Annotated in this window: 16 protein-coding genes, 4 pseudogenes and 1 riboswitch; of the genes and pseudogenes, 3 read left to right on the top strand and 17 right to left on the bottom strand. The window is 34.0% G+C overall.

Features of this window, described 5'->3' with window-relative positions:
* Nucleotide 1: 1 nt before the first annotated feature.
* The 11 genes and pseudogenes from G396_RS0109110 to G396_RS10700 form a co-directional block, all read right to left on the bottom strand.
* A complete protein-coding gene (locus G396_RS0109110) occupies nucleotides 2-2,092 on the bottom strand; it encodes a BglG family transcription antiterminator (RefSeq protein ID WP_028125792.1) in 2,091 nt (696 codons plus the stop codon).
* Nucleotides 2,093-2,134: 42 nt separating this feature from the next.
* Nucleotides 2,135-3,544, bottom strand: a pseudogene (locus G396_RS0109105) (PTS mannitol transporter subunit IIBC); the annotation flags it as partial.
* Nucleotides 3,545-4,276: 732 nt separating this feature from the next.
* Nucleotides 4,277-4,510, bottom strand: a pseudogene (locus G396_RS12045) (transposase); the annotation flags it as partial.
* Nucleotides 4,511-4,633: 123 nt separating this feature from the next.
* Nucleotides 4,634-5,944: a sensor histidine kinase gene (locus G396_RS0109095; RefSeq protein ID WP_028125790.1), complete on the bottom strand. Its 1,311-nt coding sequence runs from the start codon at nucleotides 5,942-5,944 to the stop codon at nucleotides 4,634-4,636.
* Nucleotides 5,944-6,594, bottom strand: a complete 651-nt coding sequence (locus tag G396_RS0109090; protein WP_028125789.1) for a response regulator transcription factor — start codon at nucleotides 6,592-6,594, stop codon at nucleotides 5,944-5,946. The genes G396_RS0109095 and G396_RS0109090 overlap by 1 nt, the downstream gene beginning before the upstream one ends.
* Before the next feature lie 920 nt (nucleotides 6,595-7,514).
* Nucleotides 7,515-8,878: pseudogene (locus G396_RS10705) on the bottom strand (ABC transporter permease).
* Complete coding sequence (locus tag G396_RS0109080; RefSeq protein ID WP_028125788.1) at nucleotides 8,878-9,528, bottom strand: ABC transporter ATP-binding protein; 651 nt, start codon at nucleotides 9,526-9,528, stop codon at nucleotides 8,878-8,880. Before G396_RS0109080 ends, G396_RS10705 begins: the two are co-directional and overlap by 1 nt.
* 9 nt (nucleotides 9,529-9,537) lie before the next feature.
* A complete protein-coding gene (locus G396_RS0109075; RefSeq protein WP_051221274.1) occupies nucleotides 9,538-10,821 on the bottom strand; it encodes an FtsX-like permease family protein in 1,284 nt (427 codons plus the stop codon).
* Nucleotides 10,822-10,851: 30 nt separating this feature from the next.
* Nucleotides 10,852-11,619 (bottom strand): glutaminyl-peptide cyclotransferase, encoded by a 768-nt coding sequence (locus tag G396_RS0109070; protein WP_006419088.1) that lies wholly within the window; start codon nucleotides 11,617-11,619, stop codon nucleotides 10,852-10,854.
* A gap of 10 nt (nucleotides 11,620-11,629) precedes the next feature.
* Complete coding sequence (locus G396_RS0109065) at nucleotides 11,630-12,775, bottom strand: alpha/beta fold hydrolase (RefSeq protein ID WP_028125786.1); 1,146 nt, start codon at nucleotides 12,773-12,775, stop codon at nucleotides 11,630-11,632.
* Nucleotides 12,776-12,985: 210 nt separating this feature from the next.
* Nucleotides 12,986-13,231 (bottom strand): IS30 family transposase, encoded by a 246-nt coding sequence (locus tag G396_RS10700; protein WP_051221272.1) that lies wholly within the window; start codon nucleotides 13,229-13,231, stop codon nucleotides 12,986-12,988.
* 11 nt (nucleotides 13,232-13,242) lie between these two features.
* Here G396_RS10700 and G396_RS11710 point away from each other — a divergent pair.
* Nucleotides 13,243-13,482 (top strand): annotated as a pseudogene (locus G396_RS11710) (transposase); the annotation flags it as partial.
* Between the two features lie 37 nt (nucleotides 13,483-13,519).
* Here the strand turns inward: G396_RS11710 and G396_RS0109055 are convergent.
* The 6 genes from G396_RS0109055 to abc-f form a co-directional block, all read right to left on the bottom strand.
* Nucleotides 13,520-15,313 (bottom strand): oleate hydratase, encoded by a 1,794-nt coding sequence (locus G396_RS0109055; protein ID WP_028125785.1) that lies wholly within the window; start codon nucleotides 15,311-15,313, stop codon nucleotides 13,520-13,522.
* A gap of 99 nt (nucleotides 15,314-15,412) precedes the next feature.
* Entirely contained in the window at nucleotides 15,413-16,003 is a 591-nt protein-coding gene (locus tag G396_RS0109050; protein WP_034908016.1) for a TetR/AcrR family transcriptional regulator, read from the bottom strand.
* Nucleotides 16,004-16,365: 362 nt separating this feature from the next.
* Nucleotides 16,366-17,535: a M20 metallopeptidase family protein gene (locus G396_RS0109045; protein ID WP_028125783.1), complete on the bottom strand. Its 1,170-nt coding sequence runs from the start codon at nucleotides 17,533-17,535 to the stop codon at nucleotides 16,366-16,368.
* A 9-nt stretch (nucleotides 17,536-17,544) separates the two neighbouring features.
* Nucleotides 17,545-17,766, bottom strand: coding sequence for a 2-keto-3-deoxygluconate permease (locus G396_RS0109040; RefSeq protein ID WP_028125782.1), 222 nt, complete (start codon nucleotides 17,764-17,766; stop codon nucleotides 17,545-17,547).
* A gap of 277 nt (nucleotides 17,767-18,043) precedes the next feature.
* Nucleotides 18,044-18,934, bottom strand: a complete 891-nt coding sequence (locus tag G396_RS0109035; RefSeq protein ID WP_028125781.1) for a GIY-YIG nuclease family protein — start codon at nucleotides 18,932-18,934, stop codon at nucleotides 18,044-18,046.
* 104 nt (nucleotides 18,935-19,038) lie between these two features.
* A complete protein-coding gene (abc-f, locus tag G396_RS0109030) occupies nucleotides 19,039-20,571 on the bottom strand; it encodes a ribosomal protection-like ABC-F family protein (RefSeq protein WP_028125780.1) in 1,533 nt (510 codons plus the stop codon).
* A 278-nt stretch (nucleotides 20,572-20,849) separates the two neighbouring features.
* Nucleotides 20,850-20,948: riboswitch (SAM riboswitch) on the top strand.
* 172 nt (nucleotides 20,949-21,120) lie between these two features.
* Between abc-f and G396_RS11625 the strand changes: the two genes are divergently transcribed.
* Nucleotides 21,121-21,303: a hypothetical protein gene (locus tag G396_RS11625; protein ID WP_162139976.1), complete on the top strand. Its 183-nt coding sequence runs from the start codon at nucleotides 21,121-21,123 to the stop codon at nucleotides 21,301-21,303.
* 174 nt (nucleotides 21,304-21,477) lie between these two features.
* Nucleotides 21,478-21,826, top strand: a 349-nt coding sequence (locus G396_RS0109020; RefSeq protein ID WP_028125779.1) for a helix-turn-helix domain-containing protein, incomplete at its 3' end; no start/stop codon positions are given.

Below are 21,826 nucleotides of genomic sequence, written 5' to 3'. Positions count from 1 at the left end.
GTTAATATTCCTCCAATTTTATTAATTCTCGCATATAATCGATGTAAATCGTATTTAAATAGTGACGAATCATTTCCTCTGACCCTTCATCGAAGACTTTTAAATTAAAGACAGATTCTACAATCGAACTACTCAAGTAACCTAAAATCTTTTGATCTTCAGGACTTAAAGGTTCAGGACCTATCATTAACAATATACGGCTCACTTGCATTGGCTGACGATTCATGCTCATCATTTCCAGTGATTGTTTTAAATCAAACACTGAAAAATAGGGTTTAGTAACCGCAGCATCAACCGTATGGAACAAAGCCATCCGCGTATTAGGCAAGCCAATTGGCCCTTTATCTAGGCGCACAACGAGCTTGTTAACTATTCGTTCCAATTGAACCAATGATAATGCTCTTGGAAGGCTCGAGATCACTTTACGAATCGTTGCTTCCATCTCAGCATCATTATCAATTGTCTCCAGTTTAAATTGTTTAATTAATTCTTTAATAATGTCGATATGAGTCGAAATCTCATTGAAATCAATGATAGCTTCTGGTGATTTTGTAGGATAATCTGTCTCAGAAAGTTGAATGCGAAGCTGCTCAATTTTCTTCTTGATCACTTCAATTTCATCTTCCATTAATAGTGGTGAAACGACAGTATAATCGGCATCAAAACTATCTAAGAAGATGGTAGATAAAATAATATCAAAACTTTCAATGGGCATCCGATTTAATTGAGACGATTTACATAATGTAATATTTTGAATTGACGGTATATACCGTCTTAATCGACTCTCTAATATTTTAGCGGTCCCTATCCCACCTGAACAAATGATTAGAATATTTAAACGGTCTAATTTCATTTCTCGCTCATACACCGAGGCAAAATGAATCACCACATACATCACTTCTACTTGACTAAATTGAATTGGCGCAAAAATGATTGCTAAATGCTTTTCAATCAATTTAGAAAGCACAGGATAAGCATTGCGAACTTTTTCCAATAATGAGTCCGCTTCTGATAACTTTGCTAACTGTTTTCGTGATAAGGCTGCCGATAAATGAGCCAATAGGTTTTTCGATAAATTATCATCATTCGTAAAATTCACTTGAAATTCGGATGACACTTCTCGAATTAAACGCTGAACCTTATAGCTTAACTCAATATCATATTCCTCTGAAAAAACAATTTTAAAAGGAAAATTGATCCCTTCTATATGAATTGCTAGAAAATCGATTTCGAACTTAGAAATGGACTCTACCACTTTCATATTATCTAACACATCGAATAAATAAGTCGCCAGTTTGATACTACTATCGCGAACATGAGAGTATTCCACGGGCGAGATTTCCTCATTGGTAATTTGTTGACCTTGATTTAACCTCATGATTGTAATGGTTAGAAAAATCGTCAATCCACGAAGCTGTGCATCCGACACATCATCAAATGAATAATATTGATTATGGCGTATCGCCTGATAAGCACTATGTAAGGCATTAGGATCCAATAATTGTAAAAAACGTTGATTCGTTTGTTCGAACTTATGTAGTTTTAAATGCTGTTCTTTCGTAAACAAACTAAAGAAATCATATTCATTTAGCTCATTTGAAATAATGGTTGAAACGATCAATCGAATATCTGTCTCTTTACCAATAATGTCAATTTGAGAATTTTTACGTCGAATTAATTGAATTTTGTATTCTTCAAATAAATCTTCTATCGCCTCTAAATCTGATTGAACAGTACTCGTACTAACTTTAAAATACTCTGCAATATTCTTTACTTTTAATTGATCTTTTTGAATCAATAATAAAATACTTAATAGCGTTTGTCTTTCGGCAGTGGTTAGTTCCACTTCTGTTTGTTCTACTTCTTGTCTCAATTTTACAAATGCTTCAGGGGATCCTTGTAAAAAGAATCCCTCCGAATCATTTAATATGCTTATCTGGAAAGCTTCTAAACTCTCACTTAATTTATTAATTTCACGATAGATTGTTCGCGTCGATACATCTAACTTTTCACTTAAATAATTAATCGACAAAGGAGAGGCATTTAATAACCATAAATCTAGTAGTTGTTTCTCACGTCTAGAAAATAACATTATTGCCCCTCCTTTTTATTTTTATCGGTTAAATTATTATTTCAATTGGTCAATAATTTCCGCATATTTTGGACTACTTAAGAAATTATCAACAGATACATGCACTGAACTCGGTGCCATTCCTTTAGCACGTTCAGTTAATTCTTCTTGCGTAATGATTAATGTACGCGCATTATCTTTTAAGCTATTGATTGGACTATTTGATACCGCAATATCAATTCCAGCATCTTTTACTTTCTTTCTTAATAATGAAGCACCCATTGCTGATGAACCCATACCCGCGTCACAAGCAAAAATGATGTTGTCAATATTAGCACGGTTGATTACTTTGCCTTCAGTCGTTGAAACAGCAGTGGTTGGTTCATTAACAGTTTGACCTTTTGAAGCACTTTTAGCTGCTTGAACTTGTTGTTGAGCTGCTTCTAAATCAACTTCGACACCCTTATCCATTTTTAAAACAATCGCTGCTACAATAAAAGATACCACAGTTGCTACTAAGATACCTAATAAGACATTAATATGTTGTCCTTCTGGAGCCATCCCTAAAATAGCGATAACAGAACCTGGTGAAGCTGGTGCACGTAAACCAGAACCTAATATTACGTTAGTAAAAGTACCAGCAACCCCACCTGCAATAACAGCTAAAATCATTAAAGGTTTCATTAAAACATATGGGAAGTAAATTTCATGGATACCACCTAAGAAGTGAATAATCATAGCTCCCCAAGATGAAGATTTCGCTGAACCTTTTCCTAATAAAGCAAAAGCTAATAATACTCCTAGACCAGGACCAGGGTTAGTTTCTAATAAGTAAAGAACTGATCTACCCATTTCAGTAGCTTGTTGCGTCCCAATTGGTGTTAAAATACCATGGTTCAACGCATTGTTCATAAATAATATTTTTGCAGGTTCAATTAAGATATTGGTTAATGGTAATAAATTAGCTTTCATTAAAATATCTACCCCAGCTGCCATAAAGTTATTGATACCTTCAACAACAGGTCCGATAATATTTAATGAGAAAATTGCTAAAATCAAACCAATAATACCACTTGAGAAGTTGTTGATTAACATTTCAAATCCAGTCGGAATTTTGTCACCAAAAGCTTCATCAAATTTTTTGATAGCATAACCACCTAATGGACCTAACATCATAGCACCTAATAGCATTGGAATACCTGATCCAACAATGGCACCCATGGTCGCAACTGTCCCTACGACACCTCCACGGAACCCATGAACCATTTCCCCACCTTTAAATGCAATTAATAGTGGGATTAAGTAGTTTATCATTGGACCTACTAATGCGGCAATGTTTTCATTTGGAAAATAGCCATCTAGAATAAATAAGGCTGTTATAATACCCCAAGCAATTAATGCTCCGATGTTTGGCATGACCATACCACTTAGGTAAGAACCTAATTTTTGAATTGTTGATTGTGATGATTTCATCAAAATCGCTCCTCTCTTTTTTCTGTACCTTGAGTATATGGCAAAGATAGGGCTTTCACAATAGTTCAACAATGCATACTTTGTCATACTATTGGTGATTTTTTTGACAGAATTGAATAAATTTGAGCGTTTTCAGTGATTGAATCTGATTTTTTGTCAAAAAAACCTCTTTTTGAGAGATTGTGTGTCAATGAACGAGGAAAGTATGATAGTTAATGATAATAAATATCCCTAAGCTTATATGTTCGTCCATTAGATAAATAAAATAGGAGCTACTAAGAATGTAAAAAAACCGTTTGTTTTTCATTCCCAGTTGCCCCATAATTTAATGGTTTTACTAAAAGTACATGGTGATTATAAATAACAGTCAAACATTGTTTTTACAGTGAGTTGGCCAAAGTAGAAAATTGAGTAATTTTTCGCTTCGTCGGCCTACCCCCACACAGTTGAGCCCCCTCAACCACTGCACTTGTAATTAGCGCGCAATAACTTGACTAAATCTATTTAGTTTATGCTTATCCTCATTACATTTCTAGTCAAGTCCATAATATTATGTAAAAATAACTAGTACTTTTTTATTCCATTTTTTCCTTAGAAATCTACTAATTGCAGGCAAGGTTCTGGTCAAGGGGAAAAGTAAAGCGACCCTTGACAGGTTCTTAGAAGTAATTATAATGTTTAAGGGCAAAAATGAAAGTATTACATTTGAATAGATGTTCTATCTGCTGTTAGCTACTCTTCGTCTTGATCGATTAACATTGATCCGATTAAAGGATAAGCTGATGCAACATTAGGAAATATTCGAATAATCCTTTCCCGTCTTCTAATCTCTTAATTTAACCGTTCGAGACAATTGGTACTTTTAAGTCTAGAATGAACAACCAATTCATTAAGATAAGGAAAGGCGTCTTCAAATCCCTCATCAAGAATCGCTAAGCTAGCTCGATATTTCTTATCGCCTTCATATAAATTCAGTGTAAAATATACTTGGGTCATGTTGATCCCTCCTGGTTTGTTTATTATTCTTAAAAACATTTACCAGTTATGGAGGGATTAATGACCCTTTCTTTTTACACAATTATATGGACTTTATCTTAATTTGATTTTAAAAATAAAAGTTTGCTCATTATTTTCGACTGCATAGTCAATTCCATAATTTTTAAGTAAGGTTTTAATGATATATAGTCCTAAACCATGACTATCTTCTTTATTCAAATCAAATTTGATGTCCATTAATGGTTTTAAATCAACTTCAGAATGTGTCACATTGGCGACACACAACCAGTCGTTTTTGACATCAATTGCGATGACACTATTAGGTTCTGAATATTTGACCGCATTACTAATTAAATTAGACAAGACCAAATTGAGTGCTTTTTTGCCAATTAGTAGTTGTTCTGATTGAATGTTACTGTCAAAGGTCAAATGATTGCGCGTGGCTAATTCATCATATTTTACTAAGACCGCATCTAACACCGATTTAATGGTGACCCATTCCTCATCATCCTTTAAATATTCTAAAGATGAAAAAGTTAAAATTTGTGAAATATTATATGTTAGCTCATTGGTAATATCCAAACATTTATCGATATACAAATCACGATTCTTATATTTACCAATATTATATTTCATATTTTCTAAAATTATTTTCATTCGCGATAAAGGTGTCTTCAATTCATGCGACGAACCTCTTAAAAAGTCATACTTCATCTGTTCGAGTTTGATGATTTCTTTATTTTTCACTTCGATATCATCGATCGAACTTAATAATGATCGGTATAATTCATTAATTTGTAATTTTAATTCTGCGATTTCATCCGCACTATTTACCTTTAAATACGCCTGTCGATCGAGTTGCATCATTTGATCGGTCACATCTTTTATTTCACTTACATTGCGCTTAATCATTTTGGCATAAATAAAGGCAATGATAATTGAAACGGCTATTGAAAAAATTAAACTTAATGGTAAAAATTTAAAACTGATGGACTTGGCTTCTTTTAACATATCAGCTGTCGATACAAAGTTAATCATCAAGTCACTACCCCTATTGGAATGAATGACCCGTTCTTCGACAATTAATGAATTGGTATTGCTGTTTAAATTAACATCAATGCCCTCATCTATCGCGAGTTCATTCGTATTCATCCCTTTTTTTATAAAGGCTTTAATATCATTACTACTTGAGAAAAATTCTAATGATTGAGTAATGTAATTTAAATCTTTGCCGTCTAGATGTTCAGCTATTTCATTCGCCTTAACTGTCAATTCATATTTGCGGGTTTCTAAATATGATTTAGGAAACATAAAGAAGACTAAAAGGTGAATCATCATAATAAAAAGCATGAGCACCGAAAAAATTTGAATAAACATTTTAGGTAATATTTTTAATTTTTTCATTATCTCTCCAATTTATAGCCAACGTTACGCACCGTCACAATACAATCTAACTGTAATTTCTTGCGTAACTCTTTAATATAGACATCAATGACGCGATCAAACGGTATCTCATCCGAATCTTTCCAAACATTATCTAATATTTGGCTTCGGGTTACCACCCGTCCTTCATTGCTAGATAAATATTTCAAGACTTCCAATTCCTTCACTTTCGAGTCAACGATTTCACCCTTTAACTTGGCGGTATAATTTAAAAAGTTAACCTCTACATCCTTGTAAACAAACTGATCCGTTGTCCCATAATATTTTTTCAAAAGGGTTTCAATACGAACTTTTAATACCGGTAATGAAAATGGCTTTTGAATATAACCATCTGCAAAATTCGTAAACGCATCGATTTTATAGTCTTCATCACCGAAAGCTGTCAACATAATCACCGGTAAATCTGACTTTGTGCGAATTTCTTTCAAAACATCAATCCCATTAATGATAGGCAACTGAATGTCTAAAATAATTAAATCGATGTCAGCATTAAATTTTGACAGTGCTTCCGCACCATCTTTGGCTTCAATGACCGAATAATTATATTCTTTTAAATATTCACTCACTCCTTCACGAATCATTTGATCGTCTTCAACTATCAATATTTTCATATAATCCTCCATTAATTGTTGTGACATAAAGACTTAATTGGTAGCAGGTATTATTAAGCTATCATCACTCAAACCCAATACGCTATCTATTAATAAAGTGTCTATGCGACAGGTCTAAACTTCTACTTGAATACTGCAAGAAATCACTTCAAAACATTAAAATACCGCTTACCTCTCTTTCCTTATTATATCAAAGGCAGAACAAGGTTTGGTAATCGTTCATTTTAAATTTTGAATTAACAATTAGAGCTGGGCGTAAACTTGATAAATTTAGTTAAGATTATTGTTCGTTAATTAAAAGCGCAGTGGTTGAGTGGCCTCAAACGGCGTCTTTCGACTTGTTTGAGGCCTACTCAACTGTGCGGGGGTGGGCAGACGAAGCGAAAATTATTCAATTTTCGACTTCTTGCCCACTCCCACACATACTCACACTTTTTACCTGCTTAACTTTTTACCATTAGAAAAACTGAATTCAAATAGTCGATTCTATTAGCCAAACAATCACCGATAACATACAGGTTAACAGGACTAGCTTCACATAAAGCGCGTCAAACAAAGACTGATCGCTTCTAGGGAAGGGGTGTCACTTCACCTACAGTCAGCCAAAGATTAACCGACAGTACATAAGTTAACTGGCGGAAATCTCACATAGAGTCCGCCAAATAATCTCTGATAACATATGGATTCACTCGAACCAACCTCACATGTAACCTGCTAAACAATAATTGATAATATAAGAGTGTATGACGGCACTTAACATACAGCCGCTATACACTGTTTGCCTTTTATATTTTAGGTCTATCTTGCCTAGCAAACATTGTTTTCCTTCCCTACTTTAGGATTATGTTGCCTACTAAATAGAAATACAATAAAGTGGATATTGATAAAATCATGGTTCTATCCAATATCCACTTAAAAATTTATTTAGTATCGATTAATAATTCACGAGGATTTTTTCTAATGGTTTGATATGAAGAGATAAACAGTGATATGACTAACACTAGCAAAATGAAACTTCCTACTAATAATAATGATTGTAAATCAACCTGAATCGAAAGATCAGAGAGGGTTTTAGTAAAGCCTTCTGTTTCTGCTCCAGCACCTAATTGACTTGAGGCTGCTTTTTCTGCAATTTCATTTAAGATATTATTATTAATTCTATCTAAGATAAGATTACTAATCTGAGTTCCGACTTTATTGGTGAGTAAGTAAGCACCTAACATGGCTGGCACACTAATTAGAATCATCTCCAACAAGTGTTGGCAGAATATTTGTCCTTTCGTTCTACCAATTGATAACATAATCGCAATTTCTTTTTTACGAGCATTCATCCAAAGCGTTAATAGTAAGGTGATAATAATACCCGCAAACACTAATGAACCGATTAATAGTTGGTTGGTAATCGCAAAGATTTTCGAAATCGATAATTGTAATGCTGGGTAATTAGCCGTACTCTTAATTAAATTATATTGTCTCCAATCAATGTCCAACTTCGATAATGTTTTGATGACTTGATCGACATTGACATTACCTTTTACGAAAAAGGTTGCATCTTGGTAGACAGCGGTATCCTCAGTATTACCATATACTTTCGCTGCGGTATCGATATCCGAGATAATATTGTTTTCATATAACTCTTGAGCGGCAACGACCCCACCTTTATTATGGCCATCAAATATCCCTTTGATTTCAACTTCAACCGTTTCATTGGCTTGTTTGACATTATCGGCATCATAAAGATTAGATTTTAATTTGATTTTATCGCCAATCTTTAAATTATTTTTTTGCGCTAAATCTTTATGAATTAACACTTTGTATTGGTCTTGGTCATTTAAATGACTACCTTCGATTAAATTAAAAGCACCTGAGACGAATTTCGTTTCTTTTTCAGAATTGTTGACACCGGTAATCATGACAGCATTTTTAAAGTTTTCTCGTTGGTTTTGTTCTGTTTGAGGTGTTTCGATTAACTCACCATCGACTAAGTCGGCAACACTGTTAATTCGCTTTACAAATGAATCCACGACTTCTGTCTCAGAAATTTTCTTAATGTCTTCGCCTTTAACATTTCCCCCACCACGAGGTGTCCCAAAATTGACTTGGCGGTTTATTTCCATTAAGAAACTACTATTAATATTACCAAAGGTCGAGCTTACCATTTCATTGGTTGATTGTTTGATGGAAACACTCATTAATCCGATTGAAGCCATGACTAAAATGACTAAAAAGATAATGAATGATTTTAAGCCTTTTTGGTTACATAGGAAATCGCATTTTTAAACATTAGTGATCCCCCTTATTCTTAACTGGGACCAATTGTTTGTCCTTCAACTCTAAGACAATATCGGCGGCATCGGCTACTTCGTTACTATGGGTGACCACAATCACGCATTTGCCTTTTTGTTTAGCAATGTCTTTTAAGATGTCAATAATCTCGGTCGCAGTTTCCTTGTCTAAATTACCTGTTGGTTCGTCCGCTAAAATAATAGGGGCTTTCGATACCAATGCCCGTGCGACAGCCACTCTTTGTTGTTGACCACCAGATAGTTTTAAGACATTACGATTGATTTGGGTTTCATCTAAGCCTAATTCCAATAAACTTTCTTTAGTCGCATCAGGATTGACTAGTTTTAAATTCTCCAGCGGGCTTAAATAATCGATTAAGTTATAATTTTGAAAGACTAGCGAAATATTATGTTTACGATGATAACTATAACCATTTTTTGCGATATCTTGCTCTTTAAATACTATTTGGCCACTTCTTGGTGTGTCTAAACCTGCTAATAGTGACAGGAGGGTCGATTTACCAGCACCTGATTTACCGATGATGGCATAAAACTTGCCGGACTCAAATGATTGGTTCACTAACGATAAAACTTTTTCATTGCTATTTTTATATTGATACGTAACGTTTTTTAATTCAAGTATTTTCATTGTTAACTCCTAACTAATTTCTGATAAGATGGTCTTCGGTTTCTTTAATAAAATGATCGAACAGGATAACATAACGGCTAAGAAAATAATGACCAGTAATAAGCCATAAGCCATCCCAAAGTGGGTTAAATTATCACCGATATTCTCAATCGGTAACATTTGGCTGCCGATACTTTCGTTGGTAATCGAATTGAAAAAATCGGTTAAGAAAAATTGATTTAGCTGCCATCCAAGGATAAAGGAAAGTACCGCCGCTGGTAAGGAAACGAGCAGTAGTTCCAAGATAAACTGTGAAATAATGACCTTTTTACTCATGCCGATAGCTAAGAAGATGCCTATTTCATAGATTCTTTCTCTTAGCCATAAGACTAAGATTAAGGAAAGAACGATTAAGCCACCTAAAATCATGGCATTGGTCACAATTTCAATAATCTGTTGCATACTTTGCAAGGCCGTAAGGGTCTTTTGGAATGCTTTATCATTTTTCTCGACTTCATATTTTGACCAGTCAATGGGTAAATTTTTGATTTGTTCATGAGCTGATTCTAAATTTTCAACTGAATCGGTATGGAGGGTTAGTTTATTCGTGATCATTTGATCTTTGTTTAGTCCCAATTGTTCCTGACTGGTTTGATAATCGACAAAAAAGGTGTTCTCACTAAAATCTGAACTTAATCCCGTGTAACTCTCTTGCTTTTTCCCTGTAAAAATGCCGCTAATGGTATATTCCATTGTTTTATGTACGTTTAAGCTTTCGGTATCGACTAACTGCAAACGAATGGTATCATTCAATTTTAAACCATTTTTATCGGCAAATGCTTGGTGAACGAGTACATGATGGTGACTGTCAGATTGAATCGGTTGCCCAGCGACGAGTGTAAACACGCCACTTGAAAATAACAAGTCTCGTTGGGAATCATTGGTGGCTTGAACATCGACCACATTTGATAATTGTTCCGGGGTATCTTCACGGAAAATTTGTTGTTCCCCTTCAATTACTTGGTGATCCACTAATTTAGCCAAACTTTGATATTCAGGATTAATGTCCTCTATTTCCTTAATACTCTTTAACTGTTCGAAATCTTTCATCGCAAACGAAGAACTATCATTTTTAGTTATCGATAAAGAGGAGTTTGAAATTTTAAAAACATTATTTTCAATTTGTTGACTTGCATTTAAGATGGTTAAACAAGTAAATAAACTTGTTAAAATAAACATCAATATTAGAAAAATAATGAATGTTCGGTGTTTTTTGCGGGTAATATAAGCCCACGCATTTTTTTGTATATTCAAAATATCCCCTCTTTATCATTTATTAACATTTTAATCTAAACTTACTTTATAGACATAAGGATATAATTTCCCAGTAATATAAAATTCATTATCCTTAATGTGTGCAATACCGTTTAAGGTATCAATACTAGCGATTTGCTCTTCATCCATTGTCTCATCGATGATTGAGCGGACATCATATTGATCGACCACTTCTCCTTTATTCGTGTCAATCTTAACAATTTCATCACGATAAAGTCGATTTGCATAAATATATCCATTATAGTATTCTAATTCATTTAATTTTGAAGCGGCTAATTTACCATTCATAATTTTGACTTTGTCTAATACTTCAAACGTCTCTGGATCATGTTTATATAAAGTGCTTGACCCATCCGAACGCCAAAGTACTTTGTTTTCTGAATCATAACAAAGCCCCCATCCTTCTGTTTCCATTGGGATTTCTTCTAATATTTCAAATGTTTTAGGGTCACGTTTTAGAACTAATTTTTCCTTCCAGGTCAATTGCCATAAATATTTGTCAGTATGCGTAAGACCTTCACCAAAATAATTATGTGGTAGGAGTTGATCATCTTCTAATTGACCAGTTTCTAAGTTAAATTTTCCTATTTTGGATTGTCCTTGTAACCCTGTTCCTAAAATTAATTCATTGTCTTGATTGAGTTCTAATCCTTGCGTAAACAGTGGTGTGTTAACGGGATACTTTTCAAGTAAATTGATTTCACCAGCTGAAACTTCAGTTGTGTAGATGATATTTGCCGTTAACAGGCAAAGTAGTACGATAAAACTCTTTTTCATCGGTGATCTCCTAGTTATGATTGTTGATAAATTCATCAATTAATCGTGCCATTTCTTCATATTGGGTCATATAAATTAAGTGGTCCCCTTCTAAAACATGAGTTTCAACTTCGTCTGGGTTTTCAGATAATAATTTATGTTGCATTTCCCAATCTTCCGTAATTTTATCCATGAATTCACGCCGCATTTCGATATCTTCATAAGAATCTTGAGCTAATAAGTATAATGCTGGAATGCCAGAAGGAATTTTTTCATCTTTGAAGTCCATTAAAACTTGATTTGAACGGTTACTCTCATCCACCACATCGGGATTATTTAAGTTCAATTGTGCAATGTATCGATATTGAAGATTCACTTCATCGTCTACATCTGGAATCTCAGGTAAATCGGTCGCTTGACCACTATCATCGATTGGTGCTTCTTCGTGTTGCATTTCCATAAAGCCGTTCATCATTGGGGTACTCGTATCCATCCCAATCACACCTAAGACTTCATCTTGATACATTTGTGAATATTTTAAAGCATATAAACCAGATAATGAATGGGCCACTAAATAGTATTCTTTAACATCCATTTGTTCTAATGCACTATGTAACTCTTCGGTAATGTTTTCAACTGTACGCTCTTCATTACTTACATCAGATAATCCATAACCAAATGGCTCAACCACTAAAATATGATATTTTTTAGCTAAGGCATCCAATAAGTTTTTATGGGTTAAAGGTTGAGAAGCTTCACCTAAACCTGGCATGAAGACTAATGTTTTAGATTCCCCTTTATGTTCTGCACCTAATTCATAAACGTTCATTTGTAAATCTTTGACCGTAATCTTAGTACCATAATCTTTGATTAATTTTTTTAATTCTTCTTTATCCGTTGGAATCGGATCTTTTTCTTCTACATGTTCTTCTTTCGTCGTCGCAGATGACTCTGTTGTTTCTTCCATATCGCCTTCCATATTGCTTTCCATGGTTTCTTCCATCGATTCTTCCATGGTTTCTTCCATGGTAGTGTCTGATTCGTTCATGTCTTCCATTTCTTCTGTCATTTCAGTATTATCCATTTCTTCTGCATTCACAGGATAAAGTGGAAGTGCCACTAAATTACTACTTAATAATGATGCAATTAATAATTTTGTTTTGATACTGTTTTTCATTTAAAAACATCCTTTCATATTTGATAGCTTAACTTTATCACAAGTATATAAAATGAATATGAAATGGATTTTGGAAAATAAAAAAACTAGATTTCAATTATAAGTTAGGCACAAGTAATATGATTTAACAAAGTACTCTAGGGCAGTGAGTTTTAATCCCCTTCACCCCCATGGAGGTGAAAAATTTTTAAGCGACATTTTGCAGCTGTTCTAGCTCTTCCATGAAGCATTCTTGGGCGCGGATGAATAGCCTAAGATTTTACGAGGATACGCGTTAATCCACGGTTGGATTCGTTCAATCTCTACATCTGAGACATTTTCTATCCGTGTTCCTTTAGGAATAAAGCGACGTACCAGGCAGTGCATATTCTCTTGGCTTCCGCGTTCGTAAGAAGCGTATGGGTGAGCATAATAGATATCGATTGCACTTTCTAGGGCCTCCTTAAGGGCAGTCATCTCACTGCCCTTATCTAGAGTCGATTCAAAACACTTGTGACTATCCAGAACTAAGTATTAGACCCCTTGAAGGAATTAATAATAAAATTAAAGTACTCAAGTGTAATGCTTATGGCTATCGGAATTACAATCACTTCCGTCACCGAATTCTTTTAATATCAAGACTGTATGTTTCAAGGAAACACAAAAAAGGAACTAAGCTACAAAAAAGTAGCTTAATTCCTAAAAAGTGTTTTATCAACCCTATTTGACAAAGAGCCATTTTTACTTATATTAATCTAATGATTCTTAGATTATATTAAATTCTTTTAACATATCTTCGATATCTGTTCCCTTAATAAGTTTTGCAACTTTCATTTTTTGTAGTGGTGAAAGTGGAAGTTTTGGTTTTTTCCCATCAGATAATGCAATCATACCATTTAATAGATATCTAATGTCGTATCTAGATGCATAAACTTCTGGCACAGCTTTTTCTACTCCACAAAGTACATATACTGCTTCCATTGCTGTTCTTCCTGAGTACTCAGTTGTAAATACTGTATCTCTTCCTGGATCATCTAATGTTTCAGCAAATTGTCCTAAGAAAGCAAAGTTAACTCCACCCTTTGGAACTACATAAGGTCTGTCTCCTGCTTTTCTTGGCATGAATTGAGATGTAATATAAGGCATCATAACTGGAACTGCAGTACAAGTTTCTGCAATAACATCAATTTCATTAACAGGTACACCAATATGATATAACCATTCTTTTGTGATTTCTTTACCTGTACAATCTCTCATCTTCTTCTTGATGTAGTCACCTTCAACATCAGTAAATAGACCGTAAACCCATACACAAACATCATTTTCAGGTTGTTCTGGATATTGGCCTTGTCTGTTAATTGTCCAAGACATTAACCAGCTTGAGTCAACACAAGTTACAATACCACCTGTAACAGTTTTTCCGCCATAAGGACTTCTCTTAGTAATTTTTTCAATATATTTTGGAACGGATTCATCATGGCAAGTTACGGTACAAGATTCCCAGCTACTCTTTTCTACATCGGAGCAGAATACTTCTGGATTACCAAAATCATCAGATTTCTTTGCAATGTTTTTCCACATTTCCCAGCAACCAGTTTGTTCGTCACTAAGTTCTGCTGGAGTATTATCATCCCCATAACTTGAGTTTTCAGTCATTGATCCATTCGTTATAAATACTAAATCATTATCTGTTAAGTCAATGGATTTGTCATTGCCATCTTTATCTTCAGCTATAATTTTTGTAGCTACTTTTCTATTTTCTGATATATCAAAGTCAACGTCTGTTACTTTAATATTGTATTGGAATTTACATCCGTGGTTTTCTAGATATTTAACCATTGGTTTTACAATTGAATTGTATTGGTCATATCTTGTAAATCTAAGAGCAGATAAATTTGTAAGTCCTCCTACGTGGTGGATGAAACGATTTAGGTATAATTTCATTTCTAGTGCAGAGTGCCAGTTTTCAAAGGCAAACATTGTTCTCCAATATGTCCAGAAGTCAGAATTTAAAAGTCCATCTGAAAAGATATCTTCAATAGCCTTATCTTCAAGAAGCTCATCTTTAGTCATGCAAAGTTCTGCAATTTCTTTAACTTCGTCTTGAGTTAAGTTAAATTTACCATCATCATATCTTTCGCCTTGTTTATGAGTTATACGACAGTTACTATAGTTTGGATCATCGTAGTTAGTATAGAAGTAAGAATCTAATATACTCATTTCAGGGTCTTCTAAACTTGGGATTGAACTCCAAATATCCCATAGACATTCAAAGTGAGCTCCAGTTTCTCTACCACCACGGGCAACATAGCCTCTAGTGTCCATATAGTCACCATCGAGTGATCCCCCTGGAATATCTAGTTGTTCCAAGAAAGTTATTTTCTTACCTTCCATGTGGGCATCCCTAATTAAGAAACAAGCTGCAGTAAGTGATGCAATTCCTGTTCCTACTAAGTAAGCAGATTTTTCTTCAATTCCTTTAGGCTTTCTAGCTTTTACTAATCTTTGGAAATCTCCATTAGTAAGTTGTAATCTTTTATCATGAGTTTTAAGTTCCATAATATCCTCCTTAAATAATTCTTTATCATTTCTTCTATATTTATTAAATCATTGTTATGATAAAGTATCATCTCCCAAAAGAGGATCCTTGGGTAACTTTTACTCAATTTCAAAAGTTTGGGTAAAGATACCTAATTTTTCACTTCTTTTTAGGGCTTCTAGAATATTTCCGTCCATGAGGTCTCCTAGCCTACGTGTTACAGACTTTGGGTCAGTCTTCATATCTGTTGCCACCCATTGAACTAGGGCAGAGCTTAGGGCACACTGATAAAAATAGGCTATTAGTTTCACATCTATGTCTTTTGCAGAAGTGTCTTTAGCAACTCTTTCCACGTACTTTGTCATAATTTCTCCAGAGATAGAAAATATATACTTTTCAAGCTCAATCTTGTAGTCAGACTCATACATATGCTTAACAACTTTTTTATTTTCTAATATAAACTTAGCTGCGGAAATAAAACTTTCTTCCCAAGATAGGGTCTCATTAAATTCTTCTACAACATTTTCAAGTTCTTCATCAAAAATTTCCCTTACAAGTTGTGATAAGTTTTCATAATGATAGTAGAAGGTTTTTCTTTCTATTTTGCACTGTTTTGCAATTTCTGTAACAGTTATATTATGTAAATTCTTTTTATTTAAAAGCTTTATAAATTCATGTTTAATTAAATCTTTTGTATAATTTTTCACCATATATGGACCTCTCTCTATCATAAACTTATATTTATCACATATTCCCATTATAACAAGAATTAAATAATTAGTTTAATCTTTTATTAGGCTAATATTTCTAATCTTTTACTTTAAATTATAAAATAATTTGATTTATAAGGGGAATTTTATGGGCGAAAGAAGGAAATTCAACATGGTAAAATTATATAATACATACAAATTTTGAATTTTTATAATTTATTATATTATTCCAGAGCAAAGAAAAAACAGCCCATAAAAGAGCTGTTTATGTCATGTACTGACCTCCAAAAGTTAGATCAAGAAATTCAAGCTTTGGAGGTCAGTACAAAGTGGTCAAATCTTAAGGGCTTTTTTAATGCAAATCAGTTGTTGTTTAACCAGTTGACAACGGCTGTAAGCATTAGCCCCAGCCCAATTGGCATCATATTCTCGTCAAAATTCACTCCAGGATTGTGGTGGCTAAAGTTGTTACCCGGCAATTTGCAGTTTACATTGAAATAGGCGGTTGGAACTTTTTCAGCCACAAGAGCCATATCTTCGCTTGCCATTATTTTTGTATCTGGAATGAGTTCGCCATCAAAATCACTATTTTTTAGATAGCCCACAATTTCTCTTGTGAATTCCGGGTCTGAATAAAGGCTTGGAACTCCGGTGAAAAAGTCAAGATCGATTTCAGCTTTTGTTGAGATCTTTAATCCTTCAATAATTTCCAGCATTCTTGATTTTAATTTATTTCTAACCTCCGGACTGTATGCACGAAGTGTTCCTTGCATTTCTGCAAGATCCGGAATAATATTTGAGTTTGAACCGGCACTTAGCATTCCAAAGGTCAATGTACTCGTTTCTTGAGGTGGACATTCGCGGGCGATTAGCTCTAAGAAGTTTGTGTAAATATTGATAGCTACATGTATCGGATCAATTGTAGTGTGAGGATATGCGCCATGGCCGCCTTTACCTTTAATTGTAATTTTAAAGTTATCTGAGCTTGTTGCAAAATAGCCTTCATTGTAACAAATTGAACCTGTTTCTCTATCAAGCGCTGTGTGAAGTGCAAGAGCCCTATCCACCTGAGGATTTTCTAATACTCCGTTCTCAATCATCATTTTAGATCCTGCAAAAATTTCTTCAGCAGGTTGGAACATAAATTTCACTGTGCCCTTGAAATTTGCCTTTTCTTTTAATAGAGCTTTTGCAGCAGTTAGGGCAATCGAAGAATGGAGATCGTGGCCACAGGTGTGGGCAGTATTTCCGGTTGAAGCAAAGGGCAAACCACTTTCTTCATTCATTGGAAGGGCATCCATATCTGCCCTAATCATAATGCATTTTCCTTCACCTTTTTCACCTTGAATCAGGGTAGATAAACCGGATGTACCATATTCTTTCACTTCAAGGCCAAGTCCTTCGAGCTCACCCTTTACATATGCCTTTGTTTTTGGTAAATCCAGTCCAGTTTCCGGAATTTGGTGCAAGGCTCTTCTTTTTTCAATTAGTTCATCTTTGTATTCTAAAGCTTCTTTAAAATAATCAGTCATAATTACTCCTTACATATTTAAACTTCTCTTTTGCAACTTGCGTTTCCTTAAATATTTTTCAGTTAATATTGGAGTGATCATGCTCGTTAGCACCACCCCAAATGCAATTTGTGCAACCGCAACCCTTGCAATTTCATATACACTCGGGTCAGCTGCGGTGATTATCGTAGAAACAGAAACTTTCTCATATCCATCCTTTTCAAAAAGTCTAAATGCTATATCTATAAGCACCTGTTTTCTTTCTTCTGGATCTTTTGCATTTCTCTTTGCAAAATCTCACCATCTATTAACCGACACTCGTTCTTTAATAAAGATTATCACTTTCTTATACCTTTCTCAACAGTGCCCTGTAATTATATTCTGAGTAGGGTATAAGTTTATTTACTATAAATAATACGCTTAACGCTTATAATTTTAATAGCAAGCACAGTAAGTATACGGACACTTACGAAAAAATGATAAAGCAGCCTTTTGAGGGGCACTACATTGTATATCGTCTTTTTTTAGTCTATCTCAGTTCTTTTTCCTCAAGTTCTTTTAGTGTAGTTCCATCTTCCATTTTCCATTCAGTTTTACCATTTCTACTCATCCCAAGTACAAACATAGCTGCATATGATGGACTATTGAATAAATAGTTTTTTGTTAGTTTACCATCTATTATTTCATTATTAGCTTTACATTTATCACGTAGTTCTTTTATACTTTTTGATAAACTTTTTGAATCAATCATCTCTATCATACTATCTTTTAGTACGACAAATCCTTCACTTGTTCTTTTACATTTAGCATTAATAATTTTTACTGATTTTTTCGTCTTAGTACTTAGATATAATATTTCATCATCATCGATTTTATTTTCTATTTTTAATTCTTTCTTAACCATAGGAACGAATAATTTATACCCTAGTACACCAAGAACCATTTTTGAATACTCTATAAAATCCTTTAATTCTGATTCTTTTTCTTCCGTTACATTCCCAGGGTTTGGGTCGTTTCCATTTCTTACTTTGTATCTATCTACATCGATAGCCATATTGGTAAATTTATTCTCTAGATATGAGATTTCTGTAGGTCCAAATGAGTTATTTTGTGTGGTTAACATGACTGCATCTGAAAAATAAATTTCATCTTTTAAGTGTTCTGATACCCTAAATAGAACTCCCTCTCCATTTTTTCTTATTCCAGCTTGTCCTATATAAACTTCATCATCACCGTCTTCGTTCTTACCAAATAAAAAATATACTCCACTTTGCTTTAAATCTTGCCTGTCTTTGCATTTTTCGAGATATGGTCTTGGGACCTTATAGGCTAATCCTGTCCAATTTGATAAGGTACACTTTATTCTTCCCGTAACTTCTCCATCCATTAAAAAAAGATTGAAATTTTTGCTATTATTCATTTTGTACTCCTCTATTTTCTTGACATCAATATCACGCTCTCCACATGTGTCGTGAATAATCTATGTATGAAAAACTAGATGTCGAATAAGATATAAGATTGTAATTAACTGTCATTGCTTTTTAATTTTGATATTTTTCTCTGGATCTCTCTTATATCATCTAACTGCGTCTCTTGATTCATAATCATTTCATCTAATTGAAATTGTAATAATAATCGTTCTTGTTCAACTTTATCTTTACTCTTAAATTGATAGGCAGGAGACAATAACTGTCCACCTTCAATAAAATAATGCTGGTCCTTCGTCATTTCAACGAAGGTCTGATCATGAGAAACTAAGACGACAGCTCCAGGATAATTCTTAATAAAGCCTTCTACAGACTCTAAAGTATCAATATCTAAGTAGTTAGTAGGTTCATCTAATAATAATAAATTATGGTCTCCTAATAAAACTTTAGCAAATGACAAACGTACTCGCTCACCACCTGATAAAACATTTGCTTTTTGATAAATTACTTTATGGTCAAAACCTAAAGAAGCTAAAACATTTTTTATAACAAAATCAGACTGTAAGCTCCCTTTTCTTACATTGTGATAAATCGAGTCATTCAAATCAAGTACATTGAAATTTTGGGAAAAATAACCAATATTTAATTGTTGGGAATAATACCCTTTTAATGATTGTCTTAATATGGCTCTCAAAAAAGAGGTCTTTCCTGATTGATTGGGTCCACTTATAGACAACTTATCTCCAAAAGTTATTTTAAAGGGAGGATAAGAAAATAACTCTATATTCTCAATAAATAATTTACCTTCATTTAAATTAATTAAGGTAGAAGCATCGTTATCCAAGTTTCCTACTTCTTTGAATATAAAAGAACGCTCTCTAATCGGAGCTTCTACAGGATTCAATTTCTCAATCCTCTTTTCTAGAGCTTTAGCTGATTTAGCCATTGCTTTTTCTTGAGCATCGTATTTCCCTGCATAAGAATTTACTTTGTAGTCCGATCTGCTTACATTCTTTTTTCGTTTTTTGAAAGTTGAGGCTCTTTGTAAACGTCTATGAGCTTCGTTTTCTAATTGCTTAACTTTATTTTGATACCCACTATAAGCTTCTTGATGTTGTCGGATCTTCAACTCTTTCACGGCATGAAAATCATCATAGTTTCCAGAATAAGTTTGCACTTTTCCTCGATCTATTTCCCAAATGTTATTAACTAATTTATTCAGAAAGTGTCGATCATGGCTTACAAGAATTAAGGTTGCTGCTGACTCTCTTAACAATTCAATCAATAAATTCAAATTTTCTACATCTAGATTGGAAGTAGGCTCATCCAAAATCAAAATATCTGGATGTGATTGAATCGCTTTTTGAATCAAGGCCATAGATTGTTCTCCACCAGACATAGTGGAAGTCTCTTTTAACTGGGGAATATATGCTATTCTGCCGTGAATTTCTATCTCTCCATGAAAATCATTGTCTTCAGCCGTTATCATTTTTAAAAGGGTTGATTTTCCTTTACCATTTCTGCCTACAATCCCAATACGATCTGCTTTCTTAATTATCAATGAGTCTATTTCAAATAAGACACGATCTGCAATTTCCTTTTTTATATTATTTAATTTAATTGCTGGCATTATATTAGCCTCCTTTTCATCTTAAACAAAAAGCTAGACTAAAAATAAGCACACAAAAAGACATGGTTAGCTATCAACTAACGGTCTGACTGCATACTTCTCCCTTGATTTAGGCGGAGAAATTTAGTCTAGAGAATTAGTTAATTGATAACACCATGTCTTTATACCTCTCGTTTCTATTTATTAACTATATTTTAACATAGATGTTCTATTTCATCATCTATTTTCTAGTAATCATCTAATTATTATGCTACCATCCTTTTACAATTAAAACCCACAACTTATCCAGAGCAAGCGGAGGGAATTGGCCCGATGAAACTGCAGCAACCTACTTTTTAGCAAGGTGCTAAATCCAACTCAAAAGAGAAAGATGAGTCTAAACTATTATTTCTAGCACGACGAATCTCGTTGTGCTTTTTAATTGAATAAATTACTCAAAATGGTTGGAATGTTGCCAGAGAAAAAATTACTTCTGAAGAGTTTATTGAGGGGATTAGAGCGCTAGGTTTTATGCCCCACTTAAGATTTCGAAGAAGTCAAAGTGGGGAATTGAGTGAACATGATTGGATATTTTTAGTGAATACGCATCAGCCTAATGCCGGTAGTCATATTGGTAGAGTCTGTCTTTGTTGTGTTGGAAATGGGGGTATTAATGACTACCAAAGCTTTGAGGAGGCATTTGATCAGGAGACTTATGATTCATTGGTGGATCGGTTTTTTGACTTCACTTAAACAGACGCAAGCTACAATTCTATAAACAAATAACGACAAGTAAAGAGAGTCACAGCACTACGCATCCTAGCATAGTGCCTATGTCCCTCTTTATTGATTGACAGTTATTACTTCCCCTGTTTTCAATCTAACCTCAACTTTTCCATCGTGTATTATTACTTGACTTACTAATCGATGAACAAGAGCTTCTTCATACTCTTCAATCTCAACAAAGGCAAACATCTCACCTATGAAGAACGGTGTCAAATTTCAATTTTGGTACATGAAAACTATTCAAATCGTCACATTGCTAAATCCATTGACCGTGCCCCACAAACCATCAACAATGAAATAAAACGTGGGACAATTCGTCAAATCCGTCGTCAAAAACTAGGAGATAAAGTTTATACGTATACCTACCAGGTTTACGACCCAAAACTTGCTCAATCACGCTATGAAGACTTACGTAAAAATTCAGGTAGACGTCCTAAATGGGTTGATTCCACTGACTTTATTGATTGGGCTGATCAAAAGATGTTAGAAG

The sequence above is a fragment of the Eremococcus coleocola DSM 15696 genome (genome assembly GCF_000428865.1).
In the GTDB taxonomy this organism is placed as follows: domain Bacteria; phylum Bacillota; class Bacilli; order Lactobacillales; family Aerococcaceae; genus Eremococcus; species Eremococcus coleocola.
Note: the sequence above shows the minus strand (reverse complement) of the source record. Positions and strands in the feature narration are given on the sequence as shown.